At 59.3% G+C, this 14813-nt stretch carries 18 protein-coding genes; 11 read left to right on the forward strand and 7 right to left on the reverse strand.

All coding sequences use genetic code 11. From position 1 onward, the window contains the following. Positions 1-64: 64 nt before the first annotated feature. Positions 65-847, reverse strand: a complete 783-nt coding sequence (gene rpiA / locus ACR0AG_RS05010) for a ribose-5-phosphate isomerase RpiA (RefSeq protein WP_480837022.1) — start codon at positions 845-847, stop codon at positions 65-67. Positions 848-1015: 168 nt separating this feature from the next. On the opposite strand from rpiA, the gene ACR0AG_RS05015 reads away from it, so the two are divergent. From ACR0AG_RS05015 to ACR0AG_RS05030, 4 genes are read left to right on the forward strand one after another with little or no spacing between them, the layout of a single operon-like run. Next, on the forward strand, positions 1016-1717 hold the full coding sequence (locus ACR0AG_RS05015) for a glutathione S-transferase family protein (RefSeq protein ID WP_480837024.1): 702 nt from the start codon (positions 1016-1018) through the stop codon (positions 1715-1717). Between the two features lies 1 nt (position 1718). Further along, a complete protein-coding gene (locus tag ACR0AG_RS05020) occupies positions 1719-3092 on the forward strand; it encodes an L-serine ammonia-lyase (protein WP_480837025.1) in 1374 nt (457 codons plus the stop codon). A gap of 29 nt (positions 3093-3121) precedes the next feature. Continuing rightward, positions 3122-3535 (forward strand): GFA family protein, encoded by a 414-nt coding sequence (locus ACR0AG_RS05025; RefSeq protein WP_480837026.1) that lies wholly within the window; start codon positions 3122-3124, stop codon positions 3533-3535. Between the two features lie 52 nt (positions 3536-3587). Next, on the forward strand, positions 3588-4502 hold the full coding sequence (locus tag ACR0AG_RS05030) for a DMT family transporter (protein WP_480837028.1): 915 nt from the start codon (positions 3588-3590) through the stop codon (positions 4500-4502). Here the strand turns inward: ACR0AG_RS05030 and ACR0AG_RS05035 are convergent. Next, complete coding sequence (locus ACR0AG_RS05035; RefSeq protein WP_480837030.1) at positions 4453-5154, reverse strand: thiamine diphosphokinase; 702 nt, start codon at positions 5152-5154, stop codon at positions 4453-4455. The two genes, ACR0AG_RS05030 and ACR0AG_RS05035, sit on opposite strands and share 50 nt — an antisense overlap. A 122-nt stretch (positions 5155-5276) precedes the next feature. Between ACR0AG_RS05035 and ACR0AG_RS05040 the strand changes: the two genes are divergently transcribed. Continuing rightward, the gene (locus ACR0AG_RS05040) at positions 5277-6911 is read left to right on the forward strand and encodes a hypothetical protein (protein ID WP_480837032.1); all 1635 of its coding nucleotides are present in this window, start codon (positions 5277-5279) and stop codon (positions 6909-6911) included. A gap of 99 nt (positions 6912-7010) precedes the next feature. On the opposite strand, the gene ACR0AG_RS05045 is transcribed toward ACR0AG_RS05040, so the two are convergent. The 5 genes from ACR0AG_RS05045 to nthA form a co-directional block, all read right to left on the reverse strand. Further along, positions 7011-7253, reverse strand: a complete 243-nt coding sequence (locus ACR0AG_RS05045; protein ID WP_480837033.1) for a DUF2842 domain-containing protein — start codon at positions 7251-7253, stop codon at positions 7011-7013. Continuing rightward, positions 7253-8545: an adenylosuccinate synthase gene (locus ACR0AG_RS05050; protein ID WP_480837035.1), complete on the reverse strand. Its 1293-nt coding sequence runs from the start codon at positions 8543-8545 to the stop codon at positions 7253-7255. Before ACR0AG_RS05050 ends, ACR0AG_RS05045 begins: the two co-directional genes overlap by 1 nt. Before the next feature lie 142 nt (positions 8546-8687). Next, positions 8688-9017, reverse strand: a complete 330-nt coding sequence (locus ACR0AG_RS05055) for a nitrile hydratase accessory protein (protein WP_480837037.1) — start codon at positions 9015-9017, stop codon at positions 8688-8690. Further along, positions 9014-9691, reverse strand: coding sequence for a nitrile hydratase subunit beta (nthB, locus tag ACR0AG_RS05060; RefSeq protein ID WP_480837039.1), 678 nt, complete (start codon positions 9689-9691; stop codon positions 9014-9016). The genes ACR0AG_RS05055 and nthB overlap by 4 nt, the downstream gene beginning before the upstream one ends. After that, a complete protein-coding gene (nthA, locus tag ACR0AG_RS05065) occupies positions 9688-10302 on the reverse strand; it encodes a nitrile hydratase subunit alpha (RefSeq protein WP_480837041.1) in 615 nt (204 codons plus the stop codon). The genes nthB and nthA overlap by 4 nt, the downstream gene beginning before the upstream one ends. A 150-nt stretch (positions 10303-10452) precedes the next feature. On the opposite strand from nthA, the gene secG reads away from it, so the two are divergent. The 6 genes from secG (at position 10453) to ACR0AG_RS05095 (ending at position 14812) form a co-directional block, all read left to right on the forward strand. After that, entirely contained in the window at positions 10453-10821 is a 369-nt protein-coding gene (gene secG / locus ACR0AG_RS05070; RefSeq protein WP_480837739.1) for a preprotein translocase subunit SecG, read from the forward strand. Between the two features lie 159 nt (positions 10822-10980). Further along, entirely contained in the window at positions 10981-12624 is a 1644-nt protein-coding gene (locus ACR0AG_RS05075) for a CTP synthase (protein WP_480837042.1), read from the forward strand. 97 nt (positions 12625-12721) lie between these two features. Then, positions 12722-13498 carry an isocitrate lyase/PEP mutase family protein gene (locus ACR0AG_RS05080; RefSeq protein ID WP_480837044.1) on the forward strand — a complete coding sequence of 259 codons (777 nt, stop codon included), beginning with the start codon at positions 12722-12724 and terminating at the stop codon, positions 13496-13498. Between the two features lie 71 nt (positions 13499-13569). Beyond that, complete coding sequence (locus tag ACR0AG_RS05085; RefSeq protein WP_480837046.1) at positions 13570-13863, forward strand: DUF1330 domain-containing protein; 294 nt, start codon at positions 13570-13572, stop codon at positions 13861-13863. 41 nt (positions 13864-13904) lie between these two features. Further along, positions 13905-14354 carry a tellurite resistance TerB family protein gene (locus ACR0AG_RS05090; RefSeq protein ID WP_480837048.1) on the forward strand — a complete coding sequence of 150 codons (450 nt, stop codon included), beginning with the start codon at positions 13905-13907 and terminating at the stop codon, positions 14352-14354. A 20-nt stretch (positions 14355-14374) separates the two neighbouring features. After that, on the forward strand, positions 14375-14812 hold the full coding sequence (locus ACR0AG_RS05095; RefSeq protein ID WP_480837050.1) for a tellurite resistance TerB family protein: 438 nt from the start codon (positions 14375-14377) through the stop codon (positions 14810-14812). Position 14813 lies beyond the last annotated feature (1 nt).

Below are 14813 nucleotides of genomic sequence, written 5' to 3' on the forward strand. Positions count from 1 at the left end.
AATACCACCTAAAATCACTACGACGTGCGGCATCGCTGAACGCTTGGGTGGCACCTCAAAAAGGCTAATCCGCCAATCCTGAAAACAGATTGTCGCCCGCCACCGCGTCAGCAAATTCAACGGTGCCCTCGTTGATGTCCCGAAACTCGACACGGCCATCGCCGAATCCGATGACGACCTTGTCACAGATATCGATAAACAGCCCGTTTTCGACGACACCGGGGATTTGGTTCAGAACCAAGGCCAGTTGCCGTGCGTTTCCGATGCGTTTGAGGTGCAGGTCCAGAATGTGATTGCCTTCATCCGTGATCTTGGGCGCCTCACCCGCCATGCGCAGGGTGACCGAGGTGCCCAACACATCCATCGTGTCCAGTGCCTCTTCGATCAGCGTGCGGGTGGTCTGCCAGCCAAAGGGGATCACCTCGACCGGCAGAGGAAAGGCGCCCAGCGTTTCAACCTCTTTGCCTGCATCCGCGATGACAACCATCTGGTCGCTGGCTGTTGCTACGATCTTTTCCTGCAGCAGGGCCGCGCCTCCGCCCTTGATCAGACTGAAATCGCCGTCGAATTCGTCTGCGCCGTCAATTGTCATGTCCAGCCAGCCGGCCTGATCCAGCGAGATGACCTCGATCCCGACCTCACGCGCCAGTTGCGCTGTTGCGGTCGAGGTCGGAACGCCCCTGATTTTCAATCCTTCCTGCGCCACACGCTCGCCCAGGCGACGCACCAACCAGGCGGCTGTTGACCCCGTCCCCAGGCCCACGCGCATTCCATCCTGAACCAGATCTGCGGCGCGGCAGGCCGCTGCGTATTTCGCAGTTTCGATGGGTGACAATTCACCGGTCATGACAGTTCCCCTCAGTCAGTTGGCGACTTTATAGGGAAAGGTGCGTGCAACTGCGAGGGGCAAAAGCACATACAAAACCGCCTGTGGTGGCATCTGAAATCCGCGCTTTCCATCGGAAACGTCGCAATCTGCCCTTCGTCGGATATGCATTGGCCTAAACTGGATGCCATGAGCACCTCTTACCGCCTGCACTATGCGCCCGACAACGCCTCGCTGATTGTTCGCCTGGTTTTGGATGAGATGCGCCTGCCCTACCAGACCGTTCTGGTCAACAGACGCGATGGGGAACTGGACAGCGCGCCCTATCGCGCGCTCAATCCCAACGGATTGATCCCGGTTCTTGAGACGCCTCAGGGGCCGATATTTGAAACGGCGGCCATCCTGTTCTGGCTGGCTGACACGCATGGCGCATTGGCGCCGGATGTCAATGATGCCCAACGCGCACCTTTCTTGAAATGGCTGTTCTTTGCATCCAACACACTGCACGCGGATCTGCGCATCCTGTTTTATGCCGAGAAATACATCGAGGCCGGGCGCGCCGGGGATCTGAGGGCCGGGATCAGACCGCGGCTGCGTCAACATCTGAAGCTGCTGGATGAATTGGCCGCGTCTGGACCCGAATGGCTAAGCCCTGAGCGGCCTTCGGTTCTGAGCTACTACATCGCCTGCATGATGCGGTGGATGGCGCTGTACCCGGCGCAGGCCGACCGCAGTTGGTACCAATTGCCGGACACGCCGCATTTGCAGCTGATTTTGACGCAACTGGAACTTCGTCCCGCCACCCGAGCCGCCATTGCTACGGAAGGTCTGGGCGCAACCCCGTTCACCTCTCCGACATATGCCATCCCTTCAGAAGGTTCAGCCACCTGACATGTTTCTCTCTGTCTTCGATATGTTCAAAGTGGGCATAGGCCCGTCTTCGTCGCACACCATGGGTCCGATGGTGGCCGCAGCGCGATTCCTTGATCTGATGCGCGACTCTGCGTTCGAGTTTTCCGGCCTACGCGGATCGCTGCATGGCTCGCTGGCCTTTACCGGGGTGGGTCACGCGTCCGACCGCGCGACGATCCTGGGCCTCGCGGGTTTCGTGCCGGACACATATGACAATGAAAAGGCCGAAGCCGCGCTGGCAGAGATCGCAGCCTTTCATACCGTTTCGCCAGACGGATTACCGACGCTGAAATTCGACCCCAAGGCGGATCTGGTCTTTGACTATGATCACAACCTGCCCGGCCACGCCAATGGCATGATCCTGATGGCCACCGATGCGCAGGGCGATGTGATCCTGCAGCAAGTGTATTATTCGATCGGTGGCGGCTTTGTTCTGACCGAAGAGGAATTGGCCGAAGGCAAGGCAACGGATGAGGGCGCTCCTGTGCCCTACCCGTTCAAATCTTCGGTCGAAATGCTGCAAATGGCGCAGAGCAGCGGAAAGAACATCGCCGAAATGAAACGGGCAAACGAAATCTCGCGGGGATGTGCAGAAAGCTTCGCCCGGGGCTCGGCCCGTTTATGGGAGGTCATGAACGCCTGTATCGAGCGGGGTTTGAACACCGACGGCACTCTGCCCGGTGGCCTGAATGTGCGCCGTCGCGCCAAGACCATTCATGATGCGCTGCAGGCCGAACGCGGAATGAACCTGAACGCACCGCACACCATCAATGACTGGATGAGCGTTTATGCGATGGCCGTGAACGAGGAAAACGCCGCCGGTGGTCAGGTCGTCACCGCGCCGACAAACGGGGCGGCGGGCGTGTTGCCTGCGGTATTGCGCTATTACCTTGATCACGTTCCCGGCGCTTCAGAAAACCGGATTCAGGAATTCCTGCTCACGGCTGCCGCCATCGGCGGGCTGGTCAAGTTCAACGCCTCAATCTCGGGCGCTGAGGCCGGGTGTCAGGCCGAGGTCGGCAGTGCCTCGGCGATGGCGGCTGCCGGGCTTTGCGCGGTGATGGGCGGCACACCCGAGCAGGTCGAAAACGCAGCAGAAATCGCGCTTGAACATCATCTGGGCCTGACCTGCGACCCGATCGCAGGGCTGGTGCAGGTCCCGTGCATTGAACGCAACGGTCTGGGGGCAATCAAGGCCGTCTCGGCCGCGTCGCTGGCGCTGCGCGGGGATGGAAATCATCTGGTTCCGCTGGATTCGGTGATCGAAACCATGCGGCAAACGGGGCAGGATATGCACGCAAAATACAAGGAAACATCGGTGGGTGGCCTGGCTGTAAACGTACCGAATTGCTAAGGTAAGCTGCGCCAGAAAAGGAGAGGAATATGCGAGGGCATTGTCTGTGCGGCGCGGTCGCTTTTGAAGTCGATCCACCCGTCCTGTCCTGTGTCACCTGTCATTGCGACAGTTGCAGGCGGCAATGTGCGTCGCCGATGACCACCTATTTCGGGGTCCGCGACGGGAACTGGCGATGGACGCAAGGACAGCCAAAAACCTTCAACTCCTCTCCGGGTGTCGAGCGTAGCTTTTGCGCAGATTGCGGCACGCCGCTGTCCTTCCGGTCGACCGCAATGTCGGATGTCCTGCACCTTTATGTTGCGACGCTGGAAAACCCAGAGATGCTGGAGCCCACCTTGCATGTGGCCCATGAAGAAAAGCTGAATTGGCTCAGGCTGAATGACCATCTGCCACATTGCATCGGGCCGGACTACACAAAGGTTCAGCCCCTAAGCGATTGAAGCCAAAGAAAGTACCTTTTCAGAGCTGGACCCAGCCGATAGCTTCGCGCTCATGACTCAGGATCGTCCGGTATTTGGCATCTTTCTGATGCTCGGTTTTTGTGTGCTCGCCCCGATGGGCGACGCCTTGGCAAAACTGCTGGGCGAGACCACGCCCATCGGGCTGTTGGTCTTTATTCGCTTTTTCGTGCAAGCGATGATCCTTGTACCTCTGCTATGGTTTTCGGGCGGAACGCTTAGAATGCGCGGTCGGGTCCTGCGCCTGACCGTCATCCGTACCCTGCTGCACATCATCGGGATCACCGCGATGTTTAGCGCATTGCAATTCCTGCCACTGGCCGATGCGGTTGCCATCGCTTTTGTGATGCCCTTTGTCATGCTGATCTTGGGGCACTGGGTCCTGAAAGAAGAGGTGGGCGTGCGCCGTGTGATCGCCTGTGTCGTCGGTTTTGTCGGAACTCTGCTGGTCATCCAGCCCAGCTTTGCCGAAGTTGGCGCCCCGGCCCTTTTGCCGCTGATCGTTGCGGTCGTATTCGCACTGTTCATGCTGGTGACACGACAGATCGCCAAGGAAACCGATCCGATCGCATTACAGGCCGTCTCAGGAGTTCTTGCAACGCTCATCCTGTTTCCAGTGTTGGTGATCGGCACGTTCGCCAATGTTTGGGAGGTGTCATTGACCGTTCCCGCGGCCAGAGCGCACTGGCTCCTCGTCGCCATCGGAGTGCTCGGAACAGTGGCCCATCTTTTGATGACATGGTCGCTGAGGTTCGCACCGTCCGCCACCTTGGCACCGATGCAATACCTGGAAATTCCGATCGCAACCTTCATCGGCTGGCTGATCTTTCACGATCTGCCCAACGGGTTGGCCGCGCTGGGCATCATCATCACCATGGCGGCGGGACTTTATGTCATTGTCAGAGAGAGGGCCACCGCCCGGTCTGCCCCGACAGAAACGCCTGCATGACCTGATCCAGCGTATCTCGGGGCACCAAGACCAGCAGACCGGGGCCATCAACCTGCAACTCCAGTTCGCCTTCGGATTGGTTCGATGTCCCGACGCGACCACCCGGTTCCAGCACCAGCTCGTCAATCGGCCATTTCAGCCCGCGGCTTTGCCCGGTGACCCGGCAAAACGGAAACAGCGACACCGTACAGCCGGGATCAAGCGAAAGCCTTAGCCAGGGCGGCGCGTGAAAGACGACCTCATGCTCACCCAGCAGGATACACGCACGATCCCGATGACAGACAAGCGCGCTGAGGACCGCCAGTTGGTGATCCAGGCGCTCTCCCAGAAATCCGACGCCCAGAATAAGTGGGGCCTGAATGTGGCGCAGGGCCTTGTCAAAGTCGGTGCTGTCCTGTTCCTGAATAGGAAACAATCGCTCTGCGGGAATTTGCGCGCGATAGCTCTCGTTTAACGAGTCAAAATCGCCTATAACGGCATCTGGAACATGCCCCGAATCGACTAAAACGGCTGCGCCGCCATCTGCCGCAACGGTCGATTTGACGCGATTTAGCACCAAATTCAGGTCATTTGAGCCGATTTGCCCCCCTCCGACCAATGCGATTGGCTCTCTGGCGCGTACAATTGGCTGGATTTTACTTAGATTGACCATTTTTCCCGGATTTGGACATAATGAAAACACAAAATGATAGACTCATAGGCACAGTTCAGAGTCGATTGGTGGGTGCTGCGCCCAGCAATGTGACTTGGTAGTTTGTAGAGGACGTGCGTCTGATGGTACAGAACAACAAGGTATTGACCGTATCTTACGGGACCTTCTCCTGCACGCTGGAAGGTTTTGACGACTCTTTCGAAACAATGAAAGCCATTGCCGAATACTTCCGCGATCTTGCAGCAGATGACAGATACTTTGGTTCAGAGCCTCCTCAACCCGATGCCCGCATGCTGACCAGCATTGCGCAAGGGGATCGGGCGCGCCGGGTTGAAGCCAGTCAGAACGAAAGCGGCTTGCTGCTTCGTGCGATGGACAAGACCCCACAGGCTGCCTCGAAACCGGAGGACGTAATGCCAGATCAATTTGAGCCAAATGCCACCGAATTCTTTGCGGAATCAGATAAAAAAGAACCCGCGGCAGCAGATAGCATTGCCGCCAAACTGCAGCGTATCCGCGCGGTAGTATCCCATTCGAACGAGACACCTGCACGCTTTGCGGAAGGTGAAGAAGACAGCGCCGGTTTTCAGGCGCCGAAAAAACCCAAGGTCGATGCGATTTCCGCCGCCTTCGAAGCGGGCGCGCTGAACCCGGCTGATCTTGAGACAGCTGAGGCAGAACCCGCCGTGGACCAACCCGCCGCACCTGCGGACATGCCAACGCAAACCGGGTTTGAAGCAGAAGCGTCCGAGCCTCTCTATCTTGAGCCCGAGGAAGAGGTTGGTGCCGTCGAAGACGAAATCATGTTCACCGAGGCACAAGCTGAACCGGTTGAAGAAGAACAACCCGAAGTGATTGACGAACAGGTCAGTGACGACGTGCTCTTTACGGATATCGAGGTTGACGAAGCCCCTGCGGCAGAGGTCGAAGACGTTCTGAACATCCTGGATGAGCAGGAGACGCAGGAAGGTCCTGCTGAAACCTCGGACGAGGACGAAAGCACTCAGGGAATTCTGAGCGCAAGTGACGAAGCCGATCTGCTGGATGAGATTTCGCAGGTTGAATCCGAACTGGCCAACCGGCCCGAGGAAACTGCGCCAGAGAGCGCTGACAGGGAAGACGACCTGACGCGCCTGATGGACACGGCCGACGCCCGTATGGGGGATCCGGAAACCACGGATCAGCGTGAAACCTATTCGCACCTGCGCACCGCCGTTGCGGCGACTGCCGCTGAACGTGCGGATGACAAAGCCGAGGCGCCCGCGCCCGATCAGGAGTACCGAGGTGATCTGGCCTCGGTCGTCAGCCCGCGCCGTCCCGAGGTGCAGGTCACAAGTTCTCGCCCGGACACAGGCACGCCTGCGCCGCTCAAACTGGTGGCGGAACAGCGCGTGGATTCCGATGAGATCGACCCTGCCCCTGTCGCGCCCCGCCGTGTCAAATCCAAATTGGAAGGGATTGACGAAGAGGGCGGCTTTGCCCAGTTCGCACAAGACCAGGGCGCACAGTCCCTGCCCGATCTGCTAGAGGCCGCAGCAGCATATTTGTCGTTCATCGAGGGTCAGGAACAGTTTTCGCGCCCGCAGCTGATGAACAAAGTCCGTTCGCTGAAACAGGACGAATTCAATCGCGAAGAAAGCCTGCGCTCCTTCGGTCAGTTGCTGCGTGACGGCAAGATCGAAAAAGCCGGTGGCGGTCGCTTTGCAGCCTCGAACCAGATCGGATTTCGCCCCGACGACGAACGCGCGGTTGGCTGATCAGACGCCGCACCAGACAAAAAAGAAGGGTCAGAGGTGATCTCTGACCCTTTTTTCTATTTCGCGGCGCTGCGCCGTCGACGAGTGCAACATGTTCGATCAGCTGTCGTTCTGATCGGGGTCTTCCTTACCGACGCCACGGAAGACAAACTTGAAGGGCAACGCCCACAACACGCCTAGGACAATATAGACCAATAGCTCGACCAGTATCGGCGGGCGCTCGAACAGGCTGACCACCCGTACCGCCACGATGATGTAAAGCGGCAGTCCGACCACTAGAATGATCAGCGACCAGCGGCGGCGGGCCTTGTAGCTCAGCCCCGGTTTGTTGTCCTCGGCCATCAGTCTGCAAACGGGTCGGTCACCAGAATGGTGTCGTCCCGCTCCGGGCTGGTGGACAGCAATGCGACCGGGCACTCAATCAGTTCCTCGACCCGACGCACGTATTTGATCGCGTTGGCCGGCAAATCGGCCCAGCTGCGCGCGCCTTCGGTGGATTCGCTCCAACCGGGCATCTCTTCGTAGATGGGCTTGCAGCGGGCTTGTTGATCCGCGGCCGTCGGCAGGTAGTCCAGACGCGCGCCGTCCAGTTCATAGCCTGTGCAAATCTTCAGCGTCTCGAAACCGTCCAGGACATCCAGTTTGGTCAGGGAAATGCCGTTCACTCCGCTTGTGGCGCAGGTCTGACGCACAAGGCAGGCATCGAACCACCCGCAGCGACGCTTGCGCCCGGTGGTGGTTCCGAACTCATGCCCCCGCTCGCCCAATCGCTGACCGTCTTCGTCGTCCAACTCGGTCGGGAACGGCCCCTCGCCCACGCGGGTCGTGTACGCCTTGACGATACCCAGAACAAAGTCGATCGATCCTGGGCCGATTCCAACGCCCGTGGCAGCCTGCCCAGCGATCACGTTCGAGGATGTCACAAACGGATAGGTGCCGAAATCAATGTCGAGCAGTGCGCCTTGGGCCCCTTCGAACAGGATCCGCTTCCCGGCCTTGCGCTTTTCGTTCATCACTTTCCAGACCGGGGCCGCAAATGGCAAAATCCGAGGCGCAATGTCCTTCAGCTGCGCGATCAGACCGTCCCGGTCAATCGGCTCCAGCCCCAATCCGTTGCGCAGCGCATTGTGGTGTACCAGCGCACGGTCCACGCGCAGCGCCAATGTGGCGTCATCCGCCAGATCCGCCACCCGGATGACGCGCCGCCCGACCTTGTCTTCGTAACACGGGCCGATGCCGCGTCCGGTGGTGCCGATCTTGGCGACAGAGTTCTGGCTTTCGCGCGCACGGTCCAGCTCACCATGGAACGGCAGGATAAGAGGCGTATTCTCGGCAACCATCAGCGTTTCCGGGGTGATCTCGACACCCTGTGCGCGAATGGTCTCAATCTCTTTGATCAGGTGCCACGGGTCCAGAACGACACCGTTGCCAATCACGCTCAGCTTACCGCCACGGACGACGCCGGATGGCAGAGCGTGCAGTTTGTAGACCTCGCCATCGATCACCAGCGTATGACCGGCATTATGCCCGCCCTGAAAACGCGCGATCACGTCTGCTCGTTCACTGAGCCAGTCGACGATCTTGCCTTTTCCCTCGTCGCCCCATTGTGCGCCGACAACAACCACGTTGGCCATATCCGGTCCTTTTCGTGCTGAGATACCAAACCCGGCTCGTATAACGATGCTCAGAGGACAGGGAAACCGGTAATTCGCCGCAGCCGCAAATCGCACAAACGCGCGATACCTCGGGCGGAGGGGAACGTCTGTCTTTGTCTTTCTATATCAGGTGAACCGGCTGACCATGCGGGGTGGTCAGATAGGCCTCTTCCCAGGCGTGGTAGAGCGTGCGCACATCCTCGGGCGCCGCTTTGCCTTGATCGGACAGCAAGCCCTCAAGCGTTTCCAACCAGGCGTGGAAATAGTCGTTGCCGCCGTCCAGTTCTTTGACCAGACCGTTGCGCTTGAGCGTCGCTGAAAACCGTGCGACCCAATCTGACCAGTCGAATTGGCCCGCCTCGTTCAACGCGACGGTCACGGCAAAGACCTGCGCGTGCCAGGGTTCCTCGAAAACGGGTTCTGGCGCGCTGTGGGTCAAACACTCACTCATGCGGGCTCCAGATAGCTTTGCCACAGATCCAGAACCACTTCATCCTTGGGATGTTCGGGCTTGGCCCACAGTTCCGAGGCCGGAAACGCCACCGCATATAGCGGCTCTGGCGCCTCACCTAGCCCATGCGCATTGGAATCGGGTAATACGTGGCTGCCGTGCAGGCGCAGGATACGGCCACAGGCGCCCGCGGCGTAGTTCGGCAATCGCGTGTGGCCCCCATCCACCAGACGGTTCGCGACCGCCCGCGGTGTGATCACCGCCTGACCGTGGGCGAATTTGGGCGGGACATTGTCGGTGCGTTCCGATGGGCCACCTTTTGCCAGGGCTGCGGCGACAGACTCGGCTTTGAGCATTCTTTCGGACAAAGGATGGTCGTCCGCTGAGCGCGCCTCACGCAGATCATCAAGCGTCAGAACACCCTTCTCAACCAACAGGTCTGCCAGCCCCGAAACCCACTTTTCGTAGTAGGAAAACCGGGTGTAGTCCTTGGGCGACAGCCGCTCACGGGCGTGGCGCGAGGTATCGATGTTCCACTGGCCCAGAAAACCCGAGGCCAGCGTCACGGCCAGCGCGCGCGCGTGCCAGTCTTCGGCAAAGACCGGGGCGTCTTCGGGTTCCGGGTTGATCGAGCCGTCACCAAACCGGCCCCCCATGTCGTGAACCCGGGTCATGCGGGCACCTTGGGCAAGCCGGTGCCGATCATACTGTCGCGAGTGACCAGCGCGGCCAGCTTATCCTCGCCCAGCCCGTCGGTGCCTGCCGGGCGCATCGGCAGAACAAGATACCGGATCTCAGCCGTGGAATCCCAAACGCGGACCGACATGTCATCTGGCAAGCTCACTCCAAACTCGGCCAGAACTTTGCGGGGTTCGCGGACAGCGCGAGCGCGATAAGCGTCTGATTTGTACCAACCCGGCGGGATGCCCAGCAATGGCCAAGGATAGCAGCTGCACAAGGTGCAAACGACCATGTTGTGCTGCTCGGGCGTGTTCTCGACAACAACCATGTGTTCGCCCTGGCGCCCATAATACCCAAGATCGGCGACAACCGGTGTGGCGTCCTCTAGCAGTGCGGCCTTGAACGCCGGATCGCTCCAGGCTTTGGCCACGACACGGGCACCGTTTTGGGGGCCGATCTGGTTTTGATAGGTATCGATGATTTTTTCCAGCGCGGCAGGGTCAATCAGCCCTTTGCGAGTCAAAATCGTCTCAAGCGCCTTGACCCTCAATGCGGGTTCAGGCGGCAGCAGTGCGTGCGGGTGGTCGTGATCGTCATGAGGCATGGGCGCAGCCTGCGTCAGGTTTTGCCGCTCTGTCCAGTCCCTTTGCTGTGATTGGACAAATCATCAGCGCTGATGTGAACTCGTGACTTGCCCCCGCTGGCAAACTTGCATAAGTACCACGCGATACACGCCACGCTGTACAGGACCACCATGGAAAACGTCGTTCTTATCATCCACCTTCTTCTGGCTTTGGGCCTGATTGCCGTTGTTTTGATGCAGCGGTCCGAAGGCGGCGGCCTTGGAATGGGTGGCGGTGGTGGCGGGGCCATGACCGGTCGCGCAGCAGCAACCGCACTGGGCAAACTGACATGGATTCTGGCCGCGTGTTTCATCGTGACCTCGATCACGCTGACGATTCTGGCAGCACAGAAATCCTCGGGCAGCTCGGTCATTGATCGCTTGGGCGTTCCGGCCCCGGCTGCGACCGAGGACAGCGCGCCTGCCTCGGTTCCGTCTGCAGAAGACTTGCTGCCGCCCACGCAGGGCGACAATGCGCCGCTGATCCCACAAGCGGACTAATCTACTAAACCTAGAAACTTGACAGAGAACTGCAACAGCATCTTGCGGTTCTCTTGCGCTTTGGGCGCGAATCCTTTATACGTGAAGTCCCGTGATGCAGCGGTTTTTTCAGACCGCCGGGCAGCTGATTATGACGTCTCACGGGGGCAGCCGAAAAACATGGCGCGATTTATTTTCATCACTGGTGGTGTGGTTTCATCCTTGGGCAAAGGATTGGCCTCAGCGGCTTTGGGCGCGCTATTGCAGGCCCGCGGATACTCGGTGCGTCTGCGCAAGCTGGACCCCTATCTGAACGTCGATCCGGGCACCATGTCGCCCTTTGAGCATGGCGAGGTTTTCGTCACTGATGACGGGGCCGAAACCGATCTGGACCTTGGTCACTATGAGCGTTTCACGGGCGTGGCGGCACGCAAGACCGACTCGGTCAGTTCGGGGCGGATCTATTCCAACGTGCTCGAAAAAGAGCGCCGCGGCGACTACCTCGGCAAAACCATTCAGGTGATCCCGCACGTCACCAACGAGATCAAGGATTTCATCGCCATTGGCGAAGATGAGGTTGATTTCATGCTGTGTGAGATCGGCGGCACCGTGGGCGATATCGAGGGCCTGCCCTTTTTCGAAGCCATCCGTCAGTTCAGCCAGGACAAGCCGCGCGGTCAATGCCTGTTCATGCACCTGACCTTGCTGCCCTACATCAAGGCGTCGGGCGAGTTGAAAACCAAGCCGACCCAGCACTCGGTCAAGGAGTTGCGGTCAATCGGTCTGGCGCCGGACATTCTGGTCTGCCGGTCTGAGGGTCCGATTCCGACCAAGGAACGCGAAAAGCTGGCCTTGTTCTGTAATGTCCGCCCCGACAGTGTGATCGCGGCGCAGGATCTGTCTACCATCTATGACGCTCCGCTGGCCTATCACCGCGAAGGTCTGGATCAGGCCGTTCTGGATGCGTTCCAGATCAGCCCCGCCCCCAAACCCGATCTGGCCAAGTGGGAAGACGTCAGCGACCGGATCCACAACGCCGAAGGCGAAGTGAAGGTCGCCATTGTCGGGAAATACACCCAGTTGGAAGACGCCTATAAATCGATCGCCGAGGCACTGACCCATGGCGGTATGGCCAACCGGGTGCGCGTAAAGGTCGAATGGGTCGATGCCGAAATATTCGACACCGAGGACGCAGCGCCCCATCTGGAAGGCTTCCACGCGATCCTCGTTCCTGGTGGTTTTGGCGAACGCGGCACCGAAGGCAAGATCAAGGCCGCGCAATACGCGCGCGAGCACAAAGTGCCCTATCTGGGCATCTGTCTGGGTATGCAGATGGCCGTGATCGAAGCTGCCCGCAACGCGGCGGGCATTGCCGAGGCCGGGTCCGAAGAATTCGACCACGAGGCCGGAAAAAAGCGTTTCGAACCCGTGGTTTATCACCTCAAGGAATGGGTGCAGGGAAACCACAAGGTTGAACGGAAGGTGGGCGACGACAAAGGCGGCACCATGCGTCTGGGTGCTTATGACGCCGTGCTTGCCGACGGATCGAAAGTGGCCGAAGTTTACGGCGGCACCAATATCGAAGAACGCCATCGCCACCGCTATGAGGTGGACATCAAGTACCGGGAACAGTTGGAAAAAGCCGGGCTTACTTTCTCGGGCATGTCACCGGATGGCCGCCTTCCGGAAATCGTCGAATGGTCGGATCATCCGTGGTTCATCGGTGTGCAATATCACCCCGAACTCAAATCCAAACCGTTCGATCCCCACCCGTTGTTCCGCGATTTCGTGCGGGCGGCCAAGGACACCTCTCGGTTGGTCTGATCGCATCTCTGCAAAGTGATGTACCAACACAATTAAGCGCTTAGCGAAAAACCGTAAAAGGGTTAACTGTTGGACATGTTTCGACAGGAGACCCGCCATGACTGATCAGACCACCCGCGCCGAGAGTTTTGCCAGCCTGCACAAAAAAGGTGATCCCGTCATCCTGTACAATATCTGGGATGCGGGCAGCGCGGCGGCGGTAAAGGATGCGGGCGCCAAAGCCATCGCCACGGGCAGCGCCCCGGTTGCGATGGCACAAGGGTTTTCCGACGGTCAGAACGTACCGATGGAATTCGCGCTGGAAAACGCGGGCCGGATTGTCAAGGCGGTCGATCTGCCCGTGACACTGGACTTCGAAGGCGGTTATGCTGTCTCTCCGGCCGATATCGCGGTCAATGCGCAGCAGGCGCTGGCAACGGGTATCATCGGGTTCAACTTTGAAGACCAAGTCGTTGGAACCAAAGACCTTTACGATACCGAAACCCAAGCGGCCCGGATCGCAGGTCTTCGGGAAGGATGCACCGTTGCGGGCGTTCCCGCCTTCATCAACGCCCGAACCGACATTTTCCTCAAAGCCCATCCGGATACCCATGACGAGGCGATGCTAGAGGACGCGATGGCCCGCGCCCAGGCCTATGCCGATGCCGGGGCCAGCGGCTTTTTCGCTCCCGGCCTTAAGAACGAGGACATGATCGGCCGTCTGTGCGACGCCACCGATCTGCCCGTCAACATCATTGCGCTGCCGGGCACACCGGATACGCCAACGTTGGCAAAGCTTGGCGTTGCGCGGATCAGCTATGGCCCCGTGCCCTACCGGCAAATGATCGAATGGCTGCAGTCCAAGGCACGCAACGCGCTGGGCTCTGGCGACTGATCCACTTTTAGGGGATTGCATTCCCCTCTATTCCTCCGCACCTTGCGTCGTATGTCGCAGGAGGAATTCGTATGGCCAAAGGATATTGGGTCGCCCACGTGGATGTGGATGACGTGGAAACCTACAAGACCTACATCGCCGCCAACGGCGCGGCCTTTGCCGAGTTCGGGGCCAAGTTCCTTGTGCGCGGAGGCGAGCGGACCGAGCCTGAAGGCCACGCCCGCGCCCGGACAGTCGTGATCGAATTTCCCAGCTATGAACAGGCGCTGGCCTGTTATGACAGCGATGCCTATCAGGCCGCAAAGGCGCTTCGCGACCCGGTATCCACCGGCGATCTTGTGATCATTCGGGGCTATGAGGGATAGTCCAGCTTGGCGCGCCGCAATTTAGGGAATAACCTGACCGCATGTTGAAGAAATTCTTTCAGGCGCTCCGCCCGCCGCAAAACAACACGCTGCCCGACCCGGATGCCGAACTGGCGTTGGGCGCTTTGATGGTGCGGGTGGCCCAGGCTGACCGGGACTACAAACTGGAAGAGATCAGCCTGATCGACCGCATTTTGGCCCGCCTTTACCAACACAACGCAATAGAGGCCGCCAAGGTCCGCGCCACCTGTGAAAAGCTTCACGCCGCTGCGCCGGAAACGGATACGTTCGGCAAATTGATCCGCGAAACCACAGGGCTTGAGGAACGGCTGGCCGCGCTGGATGCCCTGTGGGAGGTCGTGCTTGCCGATGGCGACTCGGATGAGGGCGAGATCAAGATCGTGGAAGAGGCCCGCGCCGCCATGGGGTTGAGTTTCAACGACAGCAAAGTGGCGCGGGACCGCGTACAAAGCCGCTTGGAAGCCAGCTAAGCCGGGTCTATATCTGTTTCATGTTCAGTGATTTCCTGTCCCGGCTCACGCAGCCTCAGCCCGATCCGCTTGCCGATGACGATGCCCGCCTGGCCCTGACGGCCCTGTTGGTGCGCATTGCCAGGTCCGACAATGACTATGCCGATACCGAAATGGCGCGCATTGATCGGGTTTCCGCCGAAAGATACGGTTTGTCACCTTTTGAAGCCGCAGGCCTGCGTGCCCGCGCCGAAGATCTTGAGGCCGAAGCCCCCGACACCGTCCGCTTTACCCGCGCCATCAAAGAAGCAGTGGCCTATGACGACCGGTTGGCAGTGGTTCAGGCTATGTGGTCTGTGGCCTTGGCCGATGGTCACCGCACAGGCGAAGAGGATTCTCTGTTGCGTCTTGTGGTCAGCCTGTTGGGCGTCAGCGACGTGGATTCGGCGCGCGCCCGTCAGAAAGCTGCAAAAGCGTGAC

It is taken from the genome of Ruegeria sp. H6 (genome assembly GCF_056532975.1).